General features: G+C 42.5%; 30 protein-coding genes and 1 pseudogene. 17 read left to right on the plus strand and 14 right to left on the minus strand.

Going from position 1 to position 21,156, the window contains the following annotated elements; genetic code table 11:
* Nucleotide 1: 1 nt before the first annotated feature.
* The 13 genes from A4V03_RS17445 to A4V03_RS17500 form a co-directional block, all read right to left on the minus strand.
* Entirely contained in the window at nt 2-511 is a 510-nt protein-coding gene (locus tag A4V03_RS17445) for a hypothetical protein (RefSeq protein WP_005655404.1), read from the minus strand.
* 2 nt (nt 512-513) lie between these two features.
* Nucleotides 514-5,925 carry a tape measure protein gene (locus tag A4V03_RS17450; RefSeq protein ID WP_065539752.1) on the minus strand — a complete coding sequence of 1,804 codons (5,412 nt, stop codon included), beginning with the start codon at nt 5,923-5,925 and terminating at the stop codon, nt 514-516.
* Nucleotides 5,925-6,053: a hypothetical protein gene (locus A4V03_RS21465; protein WP_005655406.1), complete on the minus strand. Its 129-nt coding sequence runs from the start codon at nt 6,051-6,053 to the stop codon at nt 5,925-5,927. Before A4V03_RS21465 ends, A4V03_RS17450 begins: the two co-directional genes overlap by 1 nt.
* Before the next feature lie 104 nt (nt 6,054-6,157).
* Nucleotides 6,158-6,814, minus strand: coding sequence for a hypothetical protein (locus tag A4V03_RS17455; RefSeq protein ID WP_032592241.1), 657 nt, complete (start codon nt 6,812-6,814; stop codon nt 6,158-6,160).
* A gap of 68 nt (nt 6,815-6,882) precedes the next feature.
* Complete coding sequence (locus A4V03_RS17460; RefSeq protein ID WP_024986349.1) at nt 6,883-7,392, minus strand: hypothetical protein; 510 nt, start codon at nt 7,390-7,392, stop codon at nt 6,883-6,885.
* 11 nt (nt 7,393-7,403) lie between these two features.
* On the minus strand, nt 7,404-7,832 hold the full coding sequence (locus tag A4V03_RS17465; RefSeq protein ID WP_024986350.1) for a hypothetical protein: 429 nt from the start codon (nt 7,830-7,832) through the stop codon (nt 7,404-7,406).
* Nucleotides 7,829-8,299 (minus strand): hypothetical protein, encoded by a 471-nt coding sequence (locus tag A4V03_RS17470; protein WP_005655410.1) that lies wholly within the window; start codon nt 8,297-8,299, stop codon nt 7,829-7,831. Before A4V03_RS17470 ends, A4V03_RS17465 begins: the two co-directional genes overlap by 4 nt.
* Nucleotides 8,290-8,622 carry a hypothetical protein gene (locus A4V03_RS17475; RefSeq protein ID WP_005655412.1) on the minus strand — a complete coding sequence of 111 codons (333 nt, stop codon included), beginning with the start codon at nt 8,620-8,622 and terminating at the stop codon, nt 8,290-8,292. The genes A4V03_RS17470 and A4V03_RS17475 overlap by 10 nt, the downstream gene beginning before the upstream one ends.
* 1 nt (nt 8,623) lies before the next feature.
* Entirely contained in the window at nt 8,624-8,959 is a 336-nt protein-coding gene (locus A4V03_RS17480) for a DUF6706 family protein (RefSeq protein ID WP_005655413.1), read from the minus strand.
* A 5-nt stretch (nt 8,960-8,964) separates the two neighbouring features.
* Entirely contained in the window at nt 8,965-9,291 is a 327-nt protein-coding gene (locus A4V03_RS17485) for a hypothetical protein (RefSeq protein WP_024986351.1), read from the minus strand.
* Between the two features lie 11 nt (nt 9,292-9,302).
* Complete coding sequence (locus A4V03_RS17490) at nt 9,303-10,538, minus strand: hypothetical protein (RefSeq protein WP_065539753.1); 1,236 nt, start codon at nt 10,536-10,538, stop codon at nt 9,303-9,305.
* A gap of 19 nt (nt 10,539-10,557) precedes the next feature.
* Nucleotides 10,558-11,205: a hypothetical protein gene (locus A4V03_RS17495; protein WP_065539754.1), complete on the minus strand. Its 648-nt coding sequence runs from the start codon at nt 11,203-11,205 to the stop codon at nt 10,558-10,560.
* Nucleotides 11,206-11,213: 8 nt separating this feature from the next.
* The gene (locus A4V03_RS17500; protein ID WP_005655418.1) at nt 11,214-11,819 is read right to left on the minus strand and encodes a hypothetical protein; all 606 of its coding nucleotides are present in this window, start codon (nt 11,817-11,819) and stop codon (nt 11,214-11,216) included.
* Between the two features lie 476 nt (nt 11,820-12,295).
* On the opposite strand from A4V03_RS17500, the gene A4V03_RS17505 reads away from it, so the two are divergent.
* From A4V03_RS17505 to A4V03_RS17595, 17 genes and pseudogenes are all read left to right on the plus strand, one after another.
* A complete protein-coding gene (locus tag A4V03_RS17505; protein WP_065540489.1) occupies nt 12,296-12,547 on the plus strand; it encodes a hypothetical protein in 252 nt (83 codons plus the stop codon).
* An 11-nt stretch (nt 12,548-12,558) separates the two neighbouring features.
* Entirely contained in the window at nt 12,559-12,924 is a 366-nt protein-coding gene (locus A4V03_RS17510) for a hypothetical protein (RefSeq protein ID WP_065539755.1), read from the plus strand.
* Nucleotides 12,925-12,967: 43 nt separating this feature from the next.
* Nucleotides 12,968-13,147 carry a hypothetical protein gene (locus A4V03_RS17515; RefSeq protein WP_024986355.1) on the plus strand — a complete coding sequence of 60 codons (180 nt, stop codon included), beginning with the start codon at nt 12,968-12,970 and terminating at the stop codon, nt 13,145-13,147.
* A gap of 42 nt (nt 13,148-13,189) precedes the next feature.
* On the plus strand, nt 13,190-13,330 hold the full coding sequence (locus tag A4V03_RS21080) for a hypothetical protein (RefSeq protein ID WP_162223847.1): 141 nt from the start codon (nt 13,190-13,192) through the stop codon (nt 13,328-13,330).
* Between the two features lie 11 nt (nt 13,331-13,341).
* Nucleotides 13,342-13,521, plus strand: coding sequence for a hypothetical protein (locus A4V03_RS17520; protein ID WP_024986356.1), 180 nt, complete (start codon nt 13,342-13,344; stop codon nt 13,519-13,521).
* Between the two features lie 11 nt (nt 13,522-13,532).
* A complete protein-coding gene (locus tag A4V03_RS17525; protein WP_008642513.1) occupies nt 13,533-13,745 on the plus strand; it encodes a hypothetical protein in 213 nt (70 codons plus the stop codon).
* A 164-nt stretch (nt 13,746-13,909) separates the two neighbouring features.
* Nucleotides 13,910-14,185: a DUF3846 domain-containing protein gene (locus A4V03_RS17535; RefSeq protein WP_024986357.1), complete on the plus strand. Its 276-nt coding sequence runs from the start codon at nt 13,910-13,912 to the stop codon at nt 14,183-14,185.
* A pseudogene (locus tag A4V03_RS17545) lies at nt 14,185-15,245 on the plus strand (DNA cytosine methyltransferase). The gene A4V03_RS17535 and the pseudogene A4V03_RS17545 overlap by 1 nt, the downstream one beginning before the upstream one ends.
* Nucleotides 15,246-15,250: 5 nt before the next feature.
* Nucleotides 15,251-15,484, plus strand: coding sequence for a hypothetical protein (locus tag A4V03_RS17550; RefSeq protein WP_128824230.1), 234 nt, complete (start codon nt 15,251-15,253; stop codon nt 15,482-15,484).
* The gene (locus A4V03_RS17555) at nt 15,481-15,714 is read left to right on the plus strand and encodes a hypothetical protein (protein WP_024986359.1); all 234 of its coding nucleotides are present in this window, start codon (nt 15,481-15,483) and stop codon (nt 15,712-15,714) included. The genes A4V03_RS17550 and A4V03_RS17555 overlap by 4 nt, the downstream gene beginning before the upstream one ends.
* Before the next feature lie 178 nt (nt 15,715-15,892).
* The gene (locus tag A4V03_RS17565) at nt 15,893-16,147 is read left to right on the plus strand and encodes a hypothetical protein (protein WP_024986361.1); all 255 of its coding nucleotides are present in this window, start codon (nt 15,893-15,895) and stop codon (nt 16,145-16,147) included.
* Between the two features lie 11 nt (nt 16,148-16,158).
* Entirely contained in the window at nt 16,159-16,443 is a 285-nt protein-coding gene (locus A4V03_RS17570; protein WP_024986362.1) for a hypothetical protein, read from the plus strand.
* A 5-nt stretch (nt 16,444-16,448) separates the two neighbouring features.
* A complete protein-coding gene (locus A4V03_RS17575; protein ID WP_024986363.1) occupies nt 16,449-16,778 on the plus strand; it encodes a hypothetical protein in 330 nt (109 codons plus the stop codon).
* Nucleotides 16,779-16,873: 95 nt separating this feature from the next.
* The gene (locus A4V03_RS17580) at nt 16,874-17,125 is read left to right on the plus strand and encodes a hypothetical protein (protein ID WP_024986364.1); all 252 of its coding nucleotides are present in this window, start codon (nt 16,874-16,876) and stop codon (nt 17,123-17,125) included.
* Nucleotides 17,118-17,393 (plus strand): hypothetical protein, encoded by a 276-nt coding sequence (locus tag A4V03_RS17585; RefSeq protein WP_024986365.1) that lies wholly within the window; start codon nt 17,118-17,120, stop codon nt 17,391-17,393. The genes A4V03_RS17580 and A4V03_RS17585 overlap by 8 nt, the downstream gene beginning before the upstream one ends.
* Nucleotide 17,394: 1 nt before the next feature.
* On the plus strand, nt 17,395-18,168 hold the full coding sequence (locus A4V03_RS17590; RefSeq protein WP_024986366.1) for an ADP-ribosylglycohydrolase family protein: 774 nt from the start codon (nt 17,395-17,397) through the stop codon (nt 18,166-18,168).
* Entirely contained in the window at nt 18,161-18,484 is a 324-nt protein-coding gene (locus A4V03_RS17595) for a hypothetical protein (protein WP_024986367.1), read from the plus strand. The genes A4V03_RS17590 and A4V03_RS17595 overlap by 8 nt, the downstream gene beginning before the upstream one ends.
* 40 nt (nt 18,485-18,524) lie before the next feature.
* Here the strand turns inward: A4V03_RS17595 and A4V03_RS17600 are convergent, their stop codons facing one another.
* Nucleotides 18,525-21,134, minus strand: a complete 2,610-nt coding sequence (locus A4V03_RS17600) for an ADP-ribosyltransferase (protein WP_065539757.1) — start codon at nt 21,132-21,134, stop codon at nt 18,525-18,527.
* Between the last annotated feature and the right edge of the window lie 22 nt (nt 21,135-21,156).

The raw sequence follows: 21,156 nt of genomic DNA on the forward strand, positions 1-21,156 counted from the left end.
ATCAGTAAGTATTTTTATTCATTTGTCTAACTTCTATCCCCACTCCCTCTATATCCGCTTTGGCATTGCCATACAGATTCACAAGCACCTTTGCATCCGTTCCGGCTACCGCCACATACAGATACGAGTTATCGAAAGCGTCTATGGTAACAATCGCATTGTCCGACACGTTTACGGCACTATGGGAATCATGCCGTGCATATACCCGTGAAACAGAATAGCCGTCATACTCCAACATAGCTTTGCAGTCACCATTCAGCACCACATCGGGTAAATTCACCTTATCCGTAACCTCATCATCCACAAACACCCCGTAAACCTCGCATTTGCCTTTGAAGTGTTCCCGTATAAAGTCAAGCGTGGGGTAATTCTCCGATATACAGAAATCTATGCCCTTAATGTAAAGCTGTATCAGTTGCTCATAGTCAAGCCCCGTTCTTAGCTTCATTTGCCACATCCGGCAAAGCCCCTTTGCCTTGCCATCCTCTTTAAGTTGTTGTACCAGTTCCATAACTATGCTATTCCTTGTGATAAAAGTGAACTATCTTTATTTTCAATGCGCTTCAAAGTAGTTTTAATCTCCGTCAGCTCTGATGCACTCAACTTCGTGTTGGCGGCTATTTCTGCTTGGTAAACAAGTGCCTGCCTCATAATAGAGGTTTGGTCGCTTTGGTTTATGACAAAGGCATTCAACCGCCCGGCTATCACACCGCCCGTTTCCTCACTCATGGAAGTAACCGCACCCGTAAGGGGGTCTTGCTGTACGGTTTCTTCCTCCACATCCTTAATCCAATCACCAATACCCTCCAATGCGGAATTGAACAAATCCCCGGCAGCGTTCACCATCCTTTCAAATTCTCGCTTCTCTACATCGGTCAGTTTCCCGTCTTTCATGGATTCTCCCAAATAGAGAACGGCATCATTGATTCCCTTTGCCAAAAACTCACGTTTCAACGCTTCCACAACCGCTTTTTTAAGGACTTCTTTTGTCTTTTCGCCCAATGCTTCCGCTGCATCCTCACCTTTGCAATAAGCATCTACCAACGCATCGGCAAATTCATCAATGGCGGTTTTTACATCCGTTCCGGCAAGCGTTTCCATCATTGACCTATCCAAATCCTCTATCTGTTGGGTAATGGATTCTATTTGCTCGTTCCACTGTTGGATTTTTCCGTTATCGGTTTTCTTCTTATCCTTTTCAGCTTGAATTTGCTTTCTTAAATCCTCTTGTTGCTGTTTGAGGTTCTTTTTCTGAGCCTCATAGATAGAAAACATATCTCCGTTTTCTTCCGCATTCTTCAACTGTTTGTTGAGTTCCTTAATCTCCTTGTTGAGTTGAGCGTAACGGGCAAAATCCCAATTCTTCTTTGCTATATTGGCTTCTTGTTCCAAAGCCCGTATTTGGTCGTTAATCAGTTGGATATTCTTTTCGTAGGCTTCACGTTGGCTATCATTGAACACCCAATAAGTATTATTGTAGGCTCGTTCCAAACGGTTGTAGGATTGTTCCAGCGCATCTATTTCCTTTTGCAGATTTTGAATTTTCTTCTCATACTTGGAATCATGCAATTTGGCAAATATGCCCACTACAGAAGTAACGGCACTTACCATACCCGTAACGCCTCCCAATATGTCACCGCTCATCATTTTACCTACAGAGGCGGCGGCATTGCCCAACTGCCCGAACAACTCCATTGCAGTGCCTAAGCCGTTTGCCAAATCATCCTGTCCCAAATCAGAAAACATGGATGCAATGGCATTGCCGCACGTGGTAGCCGTATCGGTAATCGTTTCAATGGACTTGGTTACGCCTTTGGCGGCTTTCTTCATGTCAGCCTCTGCCTTTTTCACATCCTCATCCGTACCCTTTCCGGCAGCAACATTCGCTTTGGCTTCTGCCAGCTTCTTTTTGGCTTCAATGTAATCATCATAGAACGTGCCTAAAGCCTTAAAAGGATTCTTTGAAATAAGCGTTTCCTTTGCTTGATTCAAACTATCAATCAAAGCACGGTAATCTACGGGATTCAGTTTCAAATCCGCATCTTTTAGCTTTGTTTCAATATCAGCCACCAACTTATCTATTTCAGCTACAGAAAGGCTATCCAAATCGCCAAATAACTTCTTCCAACTATCCGATTGCTTTAACATATTGGCGGTAAGGGTGCTTAACGCTTCTGCCTCCGACTTGTTTACTTGGTTAATCCGTTCTTGGTCGCCCGTCTTTTGAGCGGCAGCACGCAGCAAGGCGTATTCCTTTTGGATGTCATTTCTTTGTTCCTCAAAGGTTCTGTAAGAGGAAAGTATCTTTTGCTGTACTTCTTCCTGTAACTTTTCATCTTCTTCTGAAACAAATAAAGTGGCTTCCGCTTTTTCGTCAGCACCCACAAGCCCGGAACTTCCATTAGCCAGCTTCTCTTTTGCATCGGCTATGGCTTCCAACTTCTCGGCAAGTGTTTGGGCTTGCTGAATGGTCTTAGATACAGATTCCTTGAAAGAATCCATAGCGGACTTTGCCCCCGTGATTTCATTGTATTGCATATTAAGGGAAATAAGTTGGTTACTTTCTCCCTCTGTGAGTGTTCCGGCTTGTTGTTTATCCTTTAGAGCCTTGATTTCATTTTCCACATACTCCTTGTACGATTTACCGCCTTTTAAAAGCGTGGCAAATTGGGTATTGGCTACATCTTCGCCCATGTTACGCACCCAACGGAAATACAAGGCATATTGCTGTTTCTTGTACTCTATTTCACCGTCAAAGAGTTTGTTTTGGGCTTTGTCATATTTCTTGTTTTCAAGTGTTCGCCTTTCATCGAAGCCGTCCTTTTCAGACTTAGATAAGCCACCTTTTCCGGCATCCTTACGAGCTTTAGCCAAAGCCTTTTCCTCTTTGTCTATATTATCCAATGCCTCCTTGTGTTGGAGCGAAAGGGTGCGCTTGCGTTTTTCGTAGCCCTCTTCCAAGACTGCAATACGGTCAGCCTCCAATTTGCGGTCAGCTTCAAGTTGCCTTTCACGTAGTTGCTTGGCGGCACTATCCGCTTTATCCCCCGTGGTATGCTTGGGTAAACGGGCTTCCAACTTCTTTATTTGCGTATCATAGCTCTTATAGTCAGAACTACCGATAATGGCAGCTTCACGCAAATCTTTAAGCTGCTTGATACGGTCTGATATTCCCTTTTCCGTGTTAAGGTTTGTAGTCTTGGTGTTTACAGCACCATTCAATTTATCCAACAAGTCTTTCAACTCTTTCAGTTGGGTATTATCGGCTTCCACCTTTACCTTTTTGGCATTGAGGGTATCAATACTTTTCTGAGTTTCACCTATTTTCTTATCCAGCTCGTTAAACGACATAGCCACATAGTCGGTACTTTCTGTTACAGAAGTCGTATCTTTCGGAGCAATGAACGCTTCTAATTCCTTATTCACCTTGCCTATGGTTTCATCCGCCTTTTTTGCTGATTGTACAATACTTTCAAGATATGTTTTTATGTTACTTTTGAAAGCATCCATTTCTTTATCAGTCGCACTTGTACTTTGCTTGACTTGTGAAACAATGCTGTTTAATGAGTTATTGAACGCATCGGTATAGGCTTGACCTGTTAGCCCTTTCAATTGGTTTGCGGATTCTACCGCCATAGATTCTACCGCATCCCATACAGCCCCCGAAGCTCCACGAATAGAACTTGAAGCCACATCAACAACCTTATTCATCATAACGGTTACACCCTCCGGGGTGGTTTCCATAACTTCTTGAATTTCTTTGTAGGTTGCATCTTCGGCATTCTCTTTCAGCTTATCAAGTGCATCCGTTTGGCTTTGTACCAGTTCTTGCATAGCTTGTTCGGTATATTTAGCCTTGATTTTTTCGGCTGTAGTTTGCTGAATGGCTGTAGTCAATTCCTCATATTTAAGACGCTGTAAATCAAGTGTAGCGTTTTCATCAAGCAATGTCTTATTATATTGTTTACATACGGCATTGATTTTTTCAATCGTATTTTTATGTGTTTGAGTTCCTTTCTCCGTATTTTGCAATACGGCAAAAAGTAAATTCAAATCGTCAATCTCTTTTTTCGTGGTATCTTGAAATTCACCCGTTGCCGTGGTCGCTTCTTTTTGTTTGCCCGTAAAAAGAGTAATTACACTGACTAATGCACCTATCAATCCCATTACCCAGCCGATAGGATTGCTCATCATGGAAGCCCAAAGAGCTTTCACCGCTACCGTTGCTTTTGTCGTGATTGCAGTCAGTACGGAAGTTACAGCCCCTTGTGTTGTCTTTGCCGTAGTATCTGCCACGGAAGCGGCTGTGGATTGCTTGGTGGCTGTAGCTTCAAGTAGTTTTTTCTTTGCGTAAAAATCGGATTGGGTGGCTAAAGCCGTCTTTCGTGCGATAGCTGCGTTATCCTCCGCTGCCTCCATCTTCTTAGTGGCAATGGCTATCTTTTCAGCGTTCCCAGTCTGTTGTGCCCTGTACACTTCCAAATAGGCACGTTCTACAGCCGCCTTTGCCGCCAGTGCATCAGCCCGTGCCGATTCCATCTTTACGGCTGCTGCCTTGACATCGGTACGCATGGCATTTAAGGTAGCCGCACTGTTTTGTGTCTTAACGGCAACCTCATTTTCCAAAGCGGCACGATACACGGCACTTTTAGCCGACAAGTCTAACTTGCTTAGAGCTTGCTTTTGTTCAACGGTAAGAACACTCAGAGCCACCGCCTCATAATTGGCAGAAGAAGCCGTTAGATTCAAATTGGAAAGGTATTCTGCTTGTTGGATGGTAAGCATTTGTTGAATGGTGGCAATGCGTAACTGCTTTACCATGTTGGCGTGTTCCTCTACCGTCAGTTGCGCTTGCAATGCTGCGACATGGCTGTTTTGGGCTGCAACCATCGCTTTTGTCTGAGCTACCATCTGCCCAGTAGCAACGGCTTCCAACTTCATTAAGGAAATCTTAGCCTGCCTTGCCGTGTTATCCAAAAGAGCAACGCCCGTATATCCCTTTGTGGCTAATGTATTCAGTACAATAGCGGCTTTCACGCTTCCATAGCCTATAGCAACGGCTTTCAAAATACGCAAAATATCATCCAAATGCTCTGCCATATAGGTAGCACTTTCAATAGCTCCGGCAAAAACATCTTGGTTATCCGCACCCAACTTGTTTAACGATTGTTCCCACGCATCACCCATGTTGGAAATCATACCCGTTAGGGACTTGCTTTGTTCTTGCATGAGGTTGTAGTAAGTCCCGGCTTTACCCGTCATGTTTTGGAAAGCCTTTTCTACTTCCGCAAAGCCAACCTTACCCTCCGTTACAAGGTTGGAAACTTCATCTTTGGTTACGCCAAGCACTTTAGCCAGTTCCTCATAGATGGGAATACCACGCCCGGCAAACTGCCTAATATCCACGGTAAATGCCCTGCCTTGTGTCCGTAGCGTTCCATAGAGGTAGGCAATATCCTGTAGTGGCGCACCCACGCCCGAAGCCACGTTACCAAGCATTACCAGCTCATCCACCACATTATCCACGGTTGAGCCGTAAGCAAGCATCTGTTTGGCACTACTCGCAATGCCCGAAAGGTCAAACGGAGTTTTGGCGGCTGTATCAATAAGCCTATCCATCAAGCCCTTTGCTTGCGTACCACTTTTGAGCATGGTTGTAAAGGCAATTTCCAACTGTTGAAACTGCCCACGTGTTTGCACGATACTTTGAAGCAAAGTCCCCATACCCTGCCCAACGAGGTAGGAAACAATGTATTTCGCCCCATTTTGCGCAAAGCTCTGAATGGAGTTATCCATCACAGACGATTCCGATACGGCTGTGGATGAAACCTGTTTGATACTCCTTTCCATCGCTTGTGCCGACACGTTGAAATCATTTATATCAAGGGTGGCTTTGAACGCCAACGCTCCGTTTATATTATCCATTACATTATTCCTTTCAGATAATTCTTAATATCATCCTTTGTCTTTAGCTGTACAGGCGGCTTCCCACCATCTTTGTTTCCGTCCGTTTGCTCCGGCTCTTGTTCCACACGTGCCGCATCTGCCAGCATGATTTGTACGTTTAGCCAACTGATACCCCAAAGCAGATAATCGTAAGTCCAGCCAAAGGACTTGATAATTTCCCCACGATTACCCCACGGGCTATTTAGCCCGATTACTCTACTCGGTTTGCTTTGAGTTTCTTCGGATTGGTCGTTCCTATCTCCCGTATTGACCGAATAGAGGACGTAAAACCCCCGGGATTCATCATTTGGCTTATCACGTCTGCCAGCTTTTCAAGCCGGGTAGATGTAAGGTGTTCCATGAAAAACGCTTTCAAGGCTTTCACCTCTTTGTCTTTAGAGGGGTCAGCTACCACGGGATTGTTAAGCACGGCTACGGCTGCAATCTCAGCCATCAGAGGAATATACTTGAAAAGGCGTTTGCTTTCCTGTATGGGTTCGGCTTGTATCTTTTCCTCATCGTATTCTATATTCAGATACAACCGCCTCAAACAATCCATCGTACCCAAATAAAGAGGCTTCAAATGGAAGTGGCGCATATATACACGCTCCATAGTTTGCAAAGCGGCATTGGGTACTTCTGTTTCGGACACATCCCAGCCTTTGGGAATACGTTTGTCACGCCACATCCTTACATGGTTCGGAAAATGCTTATTCCACCAACGGATGAAGCGTGGCGGTTTTACCGGGTTAATTTTAAGCGGTACATTGAATTTCACTCCCATGTTCACAAGTGCCTGTATCGCCTTTTCTTCGATTTCCAAGCGTTCTTCACGGGTCAATTCACGTTCATTATTCAGTTGTTCCATTTGTCTTAAAAGTTAAAAAGCCCCCCATCCGGGGATAGGAGGCTATCGGTTCTCAGACTTTTTCAGTGTCATGCTACTGTTGGGTCGCTCATTTCCTCGCTTGCTTGCAAGTTTGATTGGAACTTGATAGTCATAGGCACAAGGCAGATACCCTTTGAAGAATAGGTAATTTCGAATGTCGGGATGATACGCACATTGGCACATCCGACAAACAAGCCCTCTTCCGGCTCAATCCACATAGCCCATTCCTTGTATTCCAACTTCTTGGGACGAATCCAAACACGCTTACCATCTTCCCCGGTAGGTGTTCCACCGAAGTAACGTGCAAGCTGTGTCAAATCCGGGTCCATCAAGGAAAGTTCAATAGCCGTAGGTGTTTCACCAACAAGCGTGATAACCTTGCTTGAAGTTTCCGACTTGTGTTCCGTGATTTCCGGGGAATCGTCTTTCAGACTACAAGTGTCTTGATAGACATCGCCCAAATCAAGCCATTCATTGCCTTTTGCGGGCATATTTCCGTCACTTTTGGCAGGGGCGATATAAATCTTTTTCAACCCCATTGTTGCTAAAATCGGCATAATCTTAATTTTTATTGGTTGATACTCTTTTCTCTTACTGTAAGCTCCAAAGCAAGGGAAACAAAATGTTCGTTTTGGTCTTTCTCCTTAATCGGTGGGTTAAACCGCCCTATGTTCCAGTTATAGCCTTTCCCACTTTCATAATGGTTTTTCAACACCTCAACCACCTTTGCCCTTATCTCTATGAGCCTCTTAAAATGTGTCCTGTAAACGGCTTTCCCCTTGCCTTTGGCTATCACCTTATCCGGCACATGAATATTCACGTTTATCTGACCGTAGCGCACGGATGCTTCACCGTCTATCGTATGAGGGACAATTATCACATCCTCTTTGGTGTAGTCGTTACGCTCGTAATCAATCACACCCGAAATGAAGTTTTTCACCTCGCTTGCTTGAAGCATGGCGTAAATCCTTGTTGCTATTTCCTCAGTCGTTATCATGCTGCGTTCCCGAATAATTCGATTGCTTTCTTATTAGCTTTCATCACCAACTTGTTAATCTCGGCAGGTAGTTCGCTTTTGGCTTTCAGTTCGGCAGGTAGAATCACGTTGTACCCTTTGGCTTCCACGTAGGCGGCATAATTCATTCCGGCTACTATAATGAGGGAAAAAGTGTTTGGCAGCGTGGCGGCATACTTCATTGCAGCCTCCAACATGGCTTTCGCACCCTCTCCGGGCTGGTCTGACCCACCATAGTAAACGATTTCCTTATTCTGTACCACGGCATAGCCTATAGAGTTGGTTAAATTGCCCGTTTGGTCTTGGTAGTTGTGGCTATCCTTAGCATACTTAGCCAGCTTTTCGCCCATGTATTTTAACAAGGTTACGAAAGCCAATTCAAGTTGCTTTTGGAAAGCAGCCACGGGGTTTAAGATAGCCCCTTTGTCAAACATCGGCATTATCCCCATATCTCTATGTATTTAGGGTTTGTATCATCTATTCCCGAAATGGTGAACTCATCCACACCTCCACGCTCCAAAGTCACTTCCACACGTGCGCCTATACTCAAATCACCCTCAAAGTAGGATGGTAAAAACACATCAAAGGTGTATGAATACATTTGCCCGTCCGTTCCCAATCGTTGCTTGGCAGGTATGAATTTCTCCACTTGACACTCACAGCCTTTCACCCACACGGGCGCATCATCGTCCGTGTAAAATCCCGTTGCTTCATCCCTCGTTGCTTCAAGGGGCAAAGCGGTGTATCTGAAAGTTCCGTTATTCCGTGCCATATCACCACAAATTAGAGCCGTCCGTAATGGAAGAAACTTCGACAAAATCCGAAACGTCCAAACCGTTCTCGTTGCAAAGGTCTTTAATGCGCTTCTCCAACTTCTCCACGCTGTAGCCTTGTGAGGACTTACCTAACGTGTCATTGGTAAGCACAATCATCCGCTTTAGCACCTTTATAGCGGCTATGGCTATCGTGCGTTGGTCTGTGTCGGCATTGTACTCACTATCCCAGTCGCTTATCTTCACATCAGCAAGTGCCTTTTGCAAAGCAAGGCGGCTTGGGGTATAGGGTTCAAGCTCACCCACCAACGCATTGTATTTTGTCAAAGTTCCCATCACTACTATTTTTCAAGGGCTTCTTTCAAAGCCGTTACACTCTCATCTGAAAGGGCTTCAATCGCTTTGGTTACACCTTTAACCCCGGCATTTTTGGCAACGGGGGCATTGATGGATTCCAAAGCATCCTTTACCACATTCAAATCATATTCATTGTCTTGGAAAGTGACCTTTTCAGCCTGTTTGCTTTCCAAAGACTTAATCACACAAATGCCCCTTGCAACCAAATCATTAACTCGGTTAAGCTCATCGGTATGCAAGGTTTCACCTACCTTGTAGATTTTGCCTTTGTCGTTTTTGTCTATAAACGCTTTCTTTACTGTCAGTTCCATAAGCAAAAGGTTTAGCCTACTTCAAGAGCTGTTGCACTCTCAAATTCGGATTTAGTCCAATAGGTACGTGCCACACCGTTTGCATCGGCTGGTACTTCCTTTTCCTCAAAGCCACGCACCTGTAAACAGATGATAGCACCAATTTCAGTGATAAGAGGCAACAAACGTCCAGAGCCTTGTGTATATTCGGCTGCAACTTGACCAGTGGATTCCCCGGTACGCCACTTGGCGATACGAATACCACCGCCAGCGTTCATGTAGTCCACGTTTTCTTCCTCTATCAACTCGCTATCTTCAATGGCGGGCTGAATTTCACCGATAACCCCGGCAGGCTTGATACAGATAAAGTTGTGATTCCACGGTTCAAGCGATTTACGCTTACCGTCCATATCCATACCCATTTTACGGGTAATCACCGTTACAGGGGGGATTTCATTACCAGCAAGCAAATCTGCCATCTGAGCCGTTGTTACGGTCTGAGCCTTTTTATCGTTACCATGTACCAACAAACGGGTCGTTTCGTCCATACGCAACCAAAAATAGAGGTCTTGGCTCATAAGGATTTCGCCCGGCTCAATGCCACGGTTACGCAGGTCACTACAGATAGCCGACAACATCAAGACTGGGGACAACTTGCCAGCTTTGGTATTGGCAGAGTTCCACAAGAAAGCTGATACCAGCTTGTTTGTTTCCGGCATTTGATAATCCACCTCGTACTTACGTCCACCCGGATTGTTGATTTCCGGCACGAACTGAGCCACACCCCAATTAGAGAATGCCATCAGAGCGATAAAGTCCATCACGTCCTTACAGCCCAAATAAGCATCTTTCATGTCGTGGGTAAGGAGCTTTTCAATTTGCTTCACCTTAGCTGATTCACTCAAACGGGGATTTTCGTAAACCTCCATCAGTTTACGGTAATCACGTGCGTACATGGGGAACTTGTGACCCACACGGGGGATTTCCTTAGTCCACACATCGAAGCCGTCAGAACGCCTCATAGGTGTAGGTGATTCATCACCAATCAATGTAGCCATGAAACGCAAGTTGTACTTACCTACAAGTGCCTCGGCAGTCAATGACATTTGGGGCGTGTTGGTAGTAAACCAGCTATCACAGTACATCTTCTGAAAAAGGGTTGTTTCACGTTCGGAAGCCTTATCAAAAGTCTTTTTCCACGTTGCCAAAAAGTCAAGCGGTTTGCCGTCCTTGTGAAGCCCTTTGAATGTTGAAAAAATAGATTTCATGTCGTTACGCTAATTTTAGTTAGTGTGATTTCGTTAATTTCACGTGGGGATTCCCTTTCAAGTAATCGCCCGTAGTGTCCTTTTGCCCGGCAGGGATAGGCGGCACACGTCTTTCGTACATCGCGTATTGCATGGTGTCGGCAGAAACATCTACAGAGGTTTCAAACTCGCCTACTTCCACATCGGCAATCAGTACGGAGTTGGAAGTGCCACGCTCCTTTGATTTTGCGGCAGCTTGTCCGTCCGAAACAACCTCTACCAATACATCATCCTTTACAAGCCCGGCAATGGCTTTGGAGAGAGTGACAATGTAATTGTTTCCGTTTCGCTCAATCTTTTCGATTGTGGGAACATCGGCAATGGCTGTAGCGGCTGTGCCGTCTTTCAGCACCAAATCACCAACGGCAAAGCAAGGCTCGTAGAACTCATCTACGTACAGGCTTACTTTCTTGGTGTTTTCCGCATCCACTTCCACCACTTTTGCAGTCTTGATGACTTGCACCGTCCTTTTCACCTCATCCTTGATAGCAAGCGTTCCGGCAGGCACGGTATCGCCAACAGCGAAATGTTGGTTTTCCACGTCCAGATTGAAGCCGCCTTGCACGATAGAGGGCGAACCCGTGAAAATGGGTCGCATCCCGGTAAATGAAGCAGTCTTTCTTTTCATTTCATCTTTTATTTTACGGTTATTGATTCCAGCAAGCTATCAGCAGCTTCATCAATTTGCTTTTCACTTGCCGCCTTAGAACCCCCTGAGTGTTCATCATCAAGCCCATTTGTAATAAGCTCCTGTTTGTAAGCGGAAACGGCATCCTCAATATCTTCATCATCGGAGATTGATTTTGCCAAACGGTCACGGAGATAAGCCGGGATTTTGTGCTTTTCCATAGCCTTAACTACTTCCTTTGCACGGGCTTCCTTGCTTTCTTTGGCTTCGTAGTTAGCAATCTTTTCCTCCATTTCCTTTAACCTCTTTTCAGTCGCTTCGTCCAAAGCCACCTTGCCCTTACGTTTAGATTCTTCTTCCTTACGCTTTCTTTCTTCCTCTTCCTCATCCTCGGTTTGGGTTGGTTTCTTTTTGTTTGCCCATCGGGTTGCTTCACCTTGACTTTCCTTAGCCACTTCCGCAATCAGATTTGCCGTACTTTCTATTGCCTCATCATCGGTAGAATCATCCTCAATGCTGCCACCCATTTTTTCGGTTATCGCTTTAAGGTACTTCTCCGAAAGACCAGTGTCTTTACACAAGCCTTTGACTTTCTCAAAGAGTTTCTTATTCATTGTTGCTTTTGTTATTTAGTAAGTTGAACTTCTACAGAGCAAAGATATGAAATAAAATCATATATGCGTTCCATAAACACACATATTTTACTCGGTAAATTACTTGCCTATTAGCATCTTACGCTTAAAAACAAGACGTAAAAGCGATTTTTCATTTGCTATATTCAATATAACAAATATGTGTTTGATTAACACAACAGGAATAATAATTTTCACTCAGCAAAAATATATCCTCAGAAAAGCACAAAATATATCCTGTTTTGCAGTAAATATATCCATTCGAGCATTCCCACTCATCTTAAATAAAGGAAATCACCACTAAAAGACTATCAAAACCAACTATCACATAGGTATTTTGAAAATATATCCAAAAATATATCCAAACACTTTGTTATATTAAATATATAGCCTATATTTGCAACGTAATTGAATTGATTACGAATAAAGAATATGTAACACCTAACAAATTTCAGATTATGGCAATTAAGCGTATTGATGAAAAGAAAACATTAGAGTATGCGGTAGCTTTTCACTTCCACACTTCGGGAAGCATAAACTTTATGATGGGCAATATCATGTACCAGCATATCAAAACCATTTATGACGAAAGGGCAGACGGCAGAGGGCAAAACACATTAGAGGTAGTTTACAACTACAAAAAAATGAAATATGAAGTGCTGTGCCTCACAGACAGCAAATTAGCTCAAAAAGAAATATCAATACTATAATACATATTGCCATGACACAAAAAGAATTTGAAGAAAGAACCGGGTTGAAGCTAACAGCGGACAACTATACAGAGGTTGAAACTTGCTACATGAATACAGACCTTGATAAAGATGCGTTTTGCAAGTTGTGGATGAAAAACCCGGCAGCTCTGAAAGAAATAGAGCAAAAAACGGTGTTAGTCCGTGAACTTTACGAAGAACGCAAATGTCTTGAAAACTTTCTTATAGAACAAGCCGAAAAGTGGAGTGCATTAGATTTAAGAGAAAAAGCAATAACCATGATTGGCGAGCGTGAATACCTCAGAAGAAAATTAGCAAAAGGATACAACCTTTGGGAATTAGACAAAGAACTATTAGACGAAATTTTAAGAAAGTAATAACCAGTAGGGTAGCAATCCCCTACACAATACAAATAAGATTATGAAACTTTTAGAGATACATAAAAAGGGTATTAATGCCCACAATAAAGAAGTAAGCTATTACGGCTTAGATTACACGACTAAGAAAGTGTTATTTGAAGTCGAAGAACTCAATGAGGCTATTGAGCAAGCCGTTTCTTTTGGCTATCAAAAATGGGCTGAAATAACAATGATGTTCTAAGTTTAACCCGGTAGTCTTTGGGCTACCACAATGCAACACCGAATGAAAAGATATTATTTGCAAGGCAAAGAGATTAGCGAAAAACAAGCTAAAGCCATTGAAGCCCAAAATCAGAAGTACATAAGCAGCAATGATTTTACGCTTTGGGCAAAGTGCCAATTTGTAACAGTAGTAACCAAGTAAATTTCAGAATTATGAATGAATACACTTACATCATTTTCGACCATAACGGCAGACGTTTGGGAAAGATTGAGTTTGGAGTGCGCAACAGCGTACCATCCGCAAAAGAAATAAAAGAAGCCATTAAAGATGGCTTTCCCAACGGGACGACTTATAAATTACTCGTTCCAATAAGCGTGTGTATCAACCAATAAAATTTTAGTATATGGGAATATTGAAAGATGCAATTTTAGCAGCAATACAGCAGGAACACCCGGATGCTCATTGGGTGGGAAACGAAAAGCCCCACATGATAGAATCTACAGCGCAAGCAAAATACAATGACGTTAGACGTGTTGAACGCAATTATACTAAAGGCGTTCACAAGGCAAGAAAGGAGGCTCACAATGGCAATAGTAACAGCACAAGACATTTATAGATGTGATTCATGCAAGGCAGCATCAGACGAATTTGGAAGAAGATGTAAGCATGGTATGCTCTTCCCTCTAATGCTTATAATGGGAAACTTTACTGAGTGTATGAACTATGAGTTTGATACCGAAAAGGTAAAACTTCAACTAAAACGAAAGGAGGCAAAATAAGATGGCAACACTTATAAAGACAGACGGAAGTAAATTGGAAATCCAACCTCAAAACGGGCTGGACTTCCAACTGGATGAACTGCAAAAGTTCGTAGATGGTTACATTGATATTATAAACCTACACAATGGGGATATTCTCGTAATCAATGATAATGGGAAAGACGTTTTAGATTCCAACGAAACAGCCACGGAAATAGCGCATAAACACAATGCTATTTTTGGTTGGGATTATATTTGTGGCGATGTCGTTATGTGTAAAGATGAGGAGGTGCAATAATGGAAATTCATAAATTCCCTTATAACTGGAAGCTGGCAGAAGCCAATTTCACTAAAGACAAAGGCAAAGTGTTTTCTTGTTTTGCGTGTGGTGGCGGTTCAACTATGGGCTACAAGTTGGCAGGGTTTGATGTGATAGGTTGCAATGAAATAGACCCTAAAGTGAATCAGGTGTATGTAACCAACCATGCACCACAGTTCAATTTTTTAGGGGATATAAGAGAATTGAGAGAGAGCTACCGCCCGAACTTTATAACTTGGATATTTTGGACGGTTCACCCCCATGTTCCACTTTCTCCTTATCTGGCAACCGTGAAAAGGATTGGGGCAAAGAAAAGGTGTTCAGAGAGGGGCAAACGGCACAAGTTCTTGATACACTTTTCTTCGACTTCATTGCTTTGGCAAAAGCACTTCAACCAAAGGTTGTGATAGCGGAAAATGTGAAAGGCTTGCTTATGGGTAATGCCATAGATTATGCAAGACGCATTTACAAGGACTTTGAAGATGCTGGGTATTATTGCCAACACTTCTTACTTGATGCTTCTAAAATGGGAGTACCACAAATGCGAAATCGGGTGTTCTTTGTATGTATTAGGCATGATTTGGGCGTGAATTTCTTGAAAGTGTCTGACCTCTTCAATGTTGAGCCACATATTAGCATGGACTTCAACGAGCCGGGGATTTGCTACGGAGAATTTGCGGATTACATGGGCAAGCCATACGGCAAGCGCATGAAAGAAATGTTTGATAATAGAACACATGGGGATATTGATATGTCAAATGCTTATCGGAAGCTGACAGGCAAAAGAGGATTTTTCAATCAATGTTATTTGTATGAGGATAAAATTTGCAACACGCTTACGGCTCATGCAGACAGCACGATTCCTTTTAATAAGCCTGTGTATTTATCAAAATCTGAGGTGTGCAACGCTTCTACTTTCCCGCAAGACTATGATTTTTGCGGTTTTTCACCGCACTACATTTGCGGTATGAGTGTACCGCCTGTTATGATGGCGCAAGTGTCTACACGAGTTTACGAACAATGGCTATCAAATTTATAATTGGAATGAAAACACTAACAGTTGGAGAACTTATACAAAAACTTAAAAAAATGCCTAAAGCAGCCAATGTTTGGATGCTAACAGATAGAAAAGAATCAAATTGGGATGAAGATAATGCGACTTTTAGGCGTGTTCATGGAATAACTTACGTTGAAAAAGAAATCGTATATCCAAACGATGGTTTTACAGATAAAACAGAAATTAATGTTTTACTTGAAATAGAAGAGGATGAGATATGAGAAAGTTACGTGCAATATGGCAGCTTATCAAAGCTGATAAATGGGCTTTATTCACTTATGAAAATGCCCCGGAAGACCCAGTATGGGCAACTTTCCCATTTTTTCGGTGGAACATATCGGAGAAATGCGACTACTTTTTCAGACTGATTAAAGAACGTCTGTATAGTATTGATAATTACAACAGTGCTTTAACTAATGAGCGTAAAATATATGAGGATAACGAACAATGATTGAAAAATGGTACGAGGTATCTTGTGATATATGCGGTTGTAAACTTATTCAATATGCAATGTTTCAGCCAACGCCTACCGAATTACGGAGAAACGGTATAAAAGTTAAAATCTATAATGGCAAGATTCACACTTATTGTGATGAATGTTATGAGAAGATAAGAAAAGGAGGTAAACGATGAACACTACATTAAGAAATGCTTTCAAGAAAGCGGAAGATAAACACCGTGAATCAATTATAGCACTACAAGCTATTGATAAACATCTTGCTTTTTCAGGATTTAGAGGGAACGAGCCTAAAATATCAATGGCGGCAGGGGATGATATTTTACTTGTGTGGCAATGTAAAGAAATGGATAAAGAAACAATCATCGAAATCATGGAATCAAGAGGGTATATAACACCCGATGATTTTGTAGGAGTGTTCGACTAAAGTATAAAGCAATGAGGTACGCACTTAGGAAGCAAGCTAAAATAGCCTCTGTGTATAGTGAGGCTTATTTGAAAGAACACATCATAAGCAGCCTTGATTCTTATTTTGGCAAATGCGATGATGAGCGTATAACGGATGATATTTCACAAGAGGGATATGTAACCAGTACTGGAGAAGATTATCCACTTTTGAAAATAAACGACCTTGCGGATGATAACGCTATGTTGGAGTTCGCCGTTATAGGTTTGGAATGTGATATATTAAAATTGTCTTTTTTAGGACGAATAAAAGGATAAACACAATGAATAAAGAACTGATTAAAAAGGAAGCAGATGAATTTGCTAATAAAGAATACGAGATAAGCGATATTGATAGAGATGCTTTACATAAAGGGTTTTATCATGGTGCGGAATGGCGCATAAATTCGGTATGGCACAATGCGGATAAGAAACCAAAAGACGGAAAGTATCTAACAATAATAAAGGTGAAAGGAGAGCTTATAATTGAAATAGCCCCGTGGAGAAATGGAAAATATCAAGGGACACACCATATTGGAGTGTATTTTGGTCATGCTACGATTGTCAAATATGCCAATATTTACGATTTACTACCATCAGAACAAATCGAATAAGAAAGCATTAACCATACTAAGTACAATAAACTTGGTAAACATTTGTTTTATTAAATATAATATGGTAATTTTGCGTTTATAGAACACATATAGCAATGAAACAGCAAAGAAAGGTCATTCATGTAGAATTGAAAGAGCCATACAAGGGCAAACGTCACTACTATTTTGGCAGCATTACCGCTATATATGAGCTGTTGCCCACCGAAGTAGTAGGATGCTCGAAAGAAACCCTTTGGAATGTTCTAAGGAATGACGAACACAAGGGTAGAAAAGCCATTATACGATATGGCACACTCCATACAAAACAATCAAATAGAGGCATAAGAAAGGAGGCTAACAATGGATGAATGTATTACGAAAGAAATGACAAAATCCCTTTTGAAAGCATTTGAGGGTATAAACGAATCTTTAGAAGATTTTCAAAAGGCTTGTGCATCTACAATAGAATCTACAGAAAAGCATATTGTATCGGCTCTTTTTTTAAGAGAATCTGCAATGCTCATTAAACTGGCAGAATCTTCATTTGTTACACGATGGTACTACAAACATAAGTACCGTGAAGCTAAATATCATAGAATTAAAGCAGAGCGTTTTTTTAATCAAAATTTCAAGTAATATGTTAGGAGCAATTATAGGCGATATTGTAGGCTCACGCTTTGAGTTTAACAATACAGATAACTACAACTTTGAATTATTCACAAAGGATAGCACGTTTACAGACGATACCATTTGTACTATAGCGGTAGCGGATGCAATCAATACGGGCGCAAATTACAAAGATAAGTTTCTCCAATGGTGTAGAGCATACCCCAATCCGAAAGGGGCATACGGCGGCAGCTTTGCCCGCTGGATAGCCTCAGACACCCCACAACCATATAACAGCTTCGGCAATGGCTCTGCAATGCGTGTTTCCCCGGTTGCATGGGCTTATGACAACTTGGATAAGGTTTTGATGGAGGCAGAGAAAACGGCTATAGTAACCCATAATCACCCGGAGGGAATTAAAGGAGCTGTAGCAGTCGCACACGCTATTTATTATCTGAGGACAACCCACAATCAGAAAGCATTTGAGAATATAATGCAATCGTACTATCCGCAATTCATGGTAAACGATTATTATGCCGGAGTATTTGATGAAACGTGTCAAGGCACTGTGCCGCTTTGTTTGAAAATTATTCGTGTAAGCACCTCTTTTGAGGATGCAATCAGACGGGCTATTTCATGGGGTGGAGATAGCGACACGATAGGGGCAATAGTCGGCTCAATGGCAGAAGCCCTTTGGGGTGTCCCCAAAGAAATTTCAGACAAGGCATTTGACTTGTTGCCTACTGATATGCTCAATGTAGTTGGTGATTTTTTCGGAAACTTAAATAGAAAACAATATGTATAAAAACGATTTACAATCATTTTGCCGCTTCTACAAAGGCGAAACGGTATGCCCGTTCAAAGATGGCGATAAGCAAATGTTTTGGCTTTGTGAAAAATGGTGGACTGAGCAAACTATACCTGCCACCGATGCTGGATGTGAACTCATTACCCCAATTCTAAAGGAATACACTGATGCCGGATTATCCAGTTTTGAATTGTACGATGGTGTGCCCATCACATTGAAAGCGGTGCTTTTCAATAGGTACTGCAAATATGCTGAAAGGGTGGATATAGAGGATTTTAGAAAGCTGTATCGGACTACATACATAAAAGATTAAAGTAAAGGCGCACCGTAATTGATGCGCCTTTCTTTTGTTGTCAATACTTGCAATAGAATCCCATTGGAGTAGAAACCATTTCCTTTATCACTTTCGGGCTTTGTTCCAAAACTTCCATATCTATATACCATTTGCCATTTGTGTATTCGGCTTTAGTGATTCTGAATTTAGTGCCACGCTGTAGGATAATTTCATTTTCCCCCGTTGTTGTAGGCTTAGAAGTTCCGTTCCACTTCTTACCCGGACAATAGTCCCCATTGTCATGGCTTGAACCAAATGCAGAAAAAGGCTCTGCGTAGGTCATTTGTGTACCTTTCGGACAATAGATATTCAGACAAACGGGCTTACTTCCAAAGTTCGTATTCCGGCAATTACCACACGACATAAAGGAATCATCCGTACCAACCTTGCCAACAAGCTTAGACGGGTCAGATATATAAGCATCCAAATCAGACAGCCCAAACCGATAGTTTACAAAAGCACTGATTTCGTCACGCTTTACCCAAACATCATCTTTAAGTGTGCTTCGGGCTATATATTGGGTCATATCGGCAATATGCTTTTCAGCTTCGGACAATCTACTACCATAGTAGTGATAATATCCCTTGATAGCACGCAAAGGCTCTGTTATGTAACTACTACCAGCCGTATATTGATACATAGCCGCCTTTTCATTGGTGCTTGCAAGTTTCCACATATCCACGGCATTATCAAAGAAATAATCGTTTGCATCTGAACTATGAATAAACCATTTCGCCTCATCCTTTCTTTCCTGCGTAAAATCGGAATCCTTAAACTTAACCTCCTTTACTTTTGATTTACGCTTGGCAGCGGCTTTTTCAATGCTTTCTTTCCTTGCATTAAGTTCCGCAATGGTTTGTTGTGCCATTGCTTTATCATTGCCATTGATTGCATTTTCAAGCTGTGCAATGAGCGATTGGTAAGGCTTGGACTTGGTAGAGAACTTAGATAGGTCGGCATAGCTATCCTTAATGGCATTCCAATCTATCTTATCTTGAACAATGCCAAGCTGTTTAATATAGGCTTGTTGTGACACCTGCCACGTTGGGTACTTCTGTTGTACATTATGATAGTTACCACCTAAAAAGTCGTATACTTCAAAATTCAGTTTCTTTAATTGTTGTTCCAAAGAAAGGCTATCCCATTGTGCCAGCTTATCAGCAACCGCCTTGTTTACGGCTTTTGCATCGGCTAAAGAGAACTTTTTAGCCACCTCCATAGGGCTATCTATGTAACCCAGTGAATAAATCTCCTTACCTATGGCTTTCAGTTTATGGGCTTCCAACATGATAGCGGACAAATCAGGGTGTTTTAGAGCCTCAGCTAAAGCCGTAGTATCAACGTCTGAAATACCACCCATAACACGGAGCATATTATTACCATAGTGATAGGTCGCTTTCCTCACATTCCACCGTTGCCGGATGGCATTTGCTTCCGCTTCCGTCCGGGCTTCGTGCCGGGCTTTTGCTATCTCTTTTGCTGTCGGTGGATAGATAACCTTTTCATTGTCCCGTAGGAAGTAGGGCAAAGTCCCTTTCTCCGTTGCATCCTTGATGCGTTGCTCATTATCTTGCATCCACCCGGTAAATTGGGATGGCAGCTCTTTTACCTTTTCCTCACATTCCACCGTTGCCGGATTATCCCCGTCCAAAATCTTATCCAGCATTTCGTCCAATTCTTCTTGCTTTGCCAGTACGGGCACTTGATAGCAACGGCAATTCGGGTGCCACCCTTTCCAACGGAATGTTTTAGGGTACACACCTTTCAAATCATCGCAAATGTCAGATACGGGATGATTGTTGGATAGCTTGATTTCAATGCCTACCACAAAGTCGAGTTGCGCCCAACGCTCAAAATCGGCTGTACGATACGCAATGTTGGTTTCAGTCCGTGCAAGCCTTTGGGCGTTACGTGCGGATGAACGGTACACGCCACGCCCGGGATGAAAATGTTTCGGGTTATCATCCACCCATTTGTAGGAGTTGGCTTCTTTGTCCCAAACCCTGCGTTTCCACTTTCTACCATAGATAGGTTGCCCGTTCTCATCTTCCCCTACCTTGATACGGAAACGCCTGTAAAACTTATCGGGGTCTTGTAGATACTTCTTTATCTGAGCCGCCAAACGATTAGCCGGAACACCCTCACCAATCGCCAAATCTAAAGTATTTTCCAGCTCATCACGGAACATACCCGTATATCGCCAAACCTTTTGAGAGAGATTCAAACCACCGTCACCACTCTTACGGGCAAAGAAAGCATCCATAGCCTCTTTGTTGCGCTTGAAGAAACGTGCAAAGTGATTATCTTTTATTGATTGTTCACCGAACACACTTTTAACCAAAGCATCGTTATTCTCGTTAGATGCAAGCCATTCCTTTTCTACACCGCCCCGGATAACTTGGTAAACACGGCTGTACATATCCCTAAGAATGGGCGTAACTTCCTCACTATACCCATAGTCGGCAAAAGAGAAAGGCTTCCCATCCTCCAACTCCGTACCCTTTACCAAGTTAATTATTCGCTCAAATGCTTGTTGGTAGATGATACGGACATTGGCAGCGTAACCCTCCGTTCTATTGAAAAGCTCCGCTTGCATCTTCTTATAGTCTATGTACTTCTTCTTTGCCATGCCACTACTTTAGTTTGAAGTT

Origin of the sequence: Bacteroides caecimuris, from assembly GCF_001688725.2 — a bacterium.
Classification (GTDB): Bacteria; Bacteroidota; Bacteroidia; order Bacteroidales; family Bacteroidaceae; genus Bacteroides; species Bacteroides caecimuris.

Bases quoted from the DNA above. Each gene is read 5' to 3' on its own strand.
- A4V03_RS17445 (WP_005655404.1), bottom strand. From the start codon at position 511: ATGGAACTGGTACAACAACTTAAAGAGGATGGCAAGGCAAAGGGGCTT.
- A4V03_RS17450 (WP_065539752.1), bottom strand. From the start codon at position 5,925: ATGGATAATATAAACGGAGCGTTGGCGTTCAAAGCCACCCTTGATATA.
- A4V03_RS21465 (WP_005655406.1), bottom strand. From the start codon at position 6,053: ATGCTGGCAGATGCGGCACGTGTGGAACAAGAGCCGGAGCAAACGGAC.
- A4V03_RS17455 (WP_032592241.1), bottom strand. From the start codon at position 6,814: ATGGAACAACTGAATAATGAACGTGAATTGACCCGTGAAGAACGCTTG.
- A4V03_RS17460 (WP_024986349.1), bottom strand. From the start codon at position 7,392: ATGCCGATTTTAGCAACAATGGGGTTGAAAAAGATTTATATCGCCCCT.
- A4V03_RS17465 (WP_024986350.1), bottom strand. From the start codon at position 7,832: ATGATAACGACTGAGGAAATAGCAACAAGGATTTACGCCATGCTTCAA.
- A4V03_RS17470 (WP_005655410.1), bottom strand. From the start codon at position 8,299: ATGGGGATAATGCCGATGTTTGACAAAGGGGCTATCTTAAACCCCGTG.
- A4V03_RS17475 (WP_005655412.1), bottom strand. From the start codon at position 8,622: ATGGCACGGAATAACGGAACTTTCAGATACACCGCTTTGCCCCTTGAA.
- A4V03_RS17480 (WP_005655413.1), bottom strand. From the start codon at position 8,959: ATGGGAACTTTGACAAAATACAATGCGTTGGTGGGTGAGCTTGAACCC.
- A4V03_RS17485 (WP_024986351.1), bottom strand. From the start codon at position 9,291: ATGGAACTGACAGTAAAGAAAGCGTTTATAGACAAAAACGACAAAGGC.
- A4V03_RS17490 (WP_065539753.1), bottom strand. From the start codon at position 10,538: ATGAAATCTATTTTTTCAACATTCAAAGGGCTTCACAAGGACGGCAAA.
- A4V03_RS17495 (WP_065539754.1), bottom strand. From the start codon at position 11,205: ATGAAAAGAAAGACTGCTTCATTTACCGGGATGCGACCCATTTTCACG.
- A4V03_RS17500 (WP_005655418.1), bottom strand. From the start codon at position 11,819: ATGAATAAGAAACTCTTTGAGAAAGTCAAAGGCTTGTGTAAAGACACT.
- A4V03_RS17505 (WP_065540489.1), top strand. From the start codon at position 12,296: ATGGCAATTAAGCGTATTGATGAAAAGAAAACATTAGAGTATGCGGTA.
- A4V03_RS17510 (WP_065539755.1), top strand. From the start codon at position 12,559: ATGACACAAAAAGAATTTGAAGAAAGAACCGGGTTGAAGCTAACAGCG.
- A4V03_RS17515 (WP_024986355.1), top strand. From the start codon at position 12,968: ATGAAACTTTTAGAGATACATAAAAAGGGTATTAATGCCCACAATAAA.
- A4V03_RS21080 (WP_162223847.1), top strand. From the start codon at position 13,190: ATGAAAAGATATTATTTGCAAGGCAAAGAGATTAGCGAAAAACAAGCT.
- A4V03_RS17520 (WP_024986356.1), top strand. From the start codon at position 13,342: ATGAATGAATACACTTACATCATTTTCGACCATAACGGCAGACGTTTG.
- A4V03_RS17525 (WP_008642513.1), top strand. From the start codon at position 13,533: ATGGGAATATTGAAAGATGCAATTTTAGCAGCAATACAGCAGGAACAC.
- A4V03_RS17535 (WP_024986357.1), top strand. From the start codon at position 13,910: ATGGCAACACTTATAAAGACAGACGGAAGTAAATTGGAAATCCAACCT.
- A4V03_RS17550 (WP_128824230.1), top strand. From the start codon at position 15,251: ATGAAAACACTAACAGTTGGAGAACTTATACAAAAACTTAAAAAAATG.
- A4V03_RS17555 (WP_024986359.1), top strand. From the start codon at position 15,481: ATGAGAAAGTTACGTGCAATATGGCAGCTTATCAAAGCTGATAAATGG.
- A4V03_RS17565 (WP_024986361.1), top strand. From the start codon at position 15,893: ATGAACACTACATTAAGAAATGCTTTCAAGAAAGCGGAAGATAAACAC.
- A4V03_RS17570 (WP_024986362.1), top strand. From the start codon at position 16,159: ATGAGGTACGCACTTAGGAAGCAAGCTAAAATAGCCTCTGTGTATAGT.
- A4V03_RS17575 (WP_024986363.1), top strand. From the start codon at position 16,449: ATGAATAAAGAACTGATTAAAAAGGAAGCAGATGAATTTGCTAATAAA.
- A4V03_RS17580 (WP_024986364.1), top strand. From the start codon at position 16,874: ATGAAACAGCAAAGAAAGGTCATTCATGTAGAATTGAAAGAGCCATAC.
- A4V03_RS17585 (WP_024986365.1), top strand. From the start codon at position 17,118: ATGGATGAATGTATTACGAAAGAAATGACAAAATCCCTTTTGAAAGCA.
- A4V03_RS17590 (WP_024986366.1), top strand. From the start codon at position 17,395: ATGTTAGGAGCAATTATAGGCGATATTGTAGGCTCACGCTTTGAGTTT.
- A4V03_RS17595 (WP_024986367.1), top strand. From the start codon at position 18,161: ATGTATAAAAACGATTTACAATCATTTTGCCGCTTCTACAAAGGCGAA.
- A4V03_RS17600 (WP_065539757.1), bottom strand. From the start codon at position 21,134: ATGGCAAAGAAGAAGTACATAGACTATAAGAAGATGCAAGCGGAGCTT.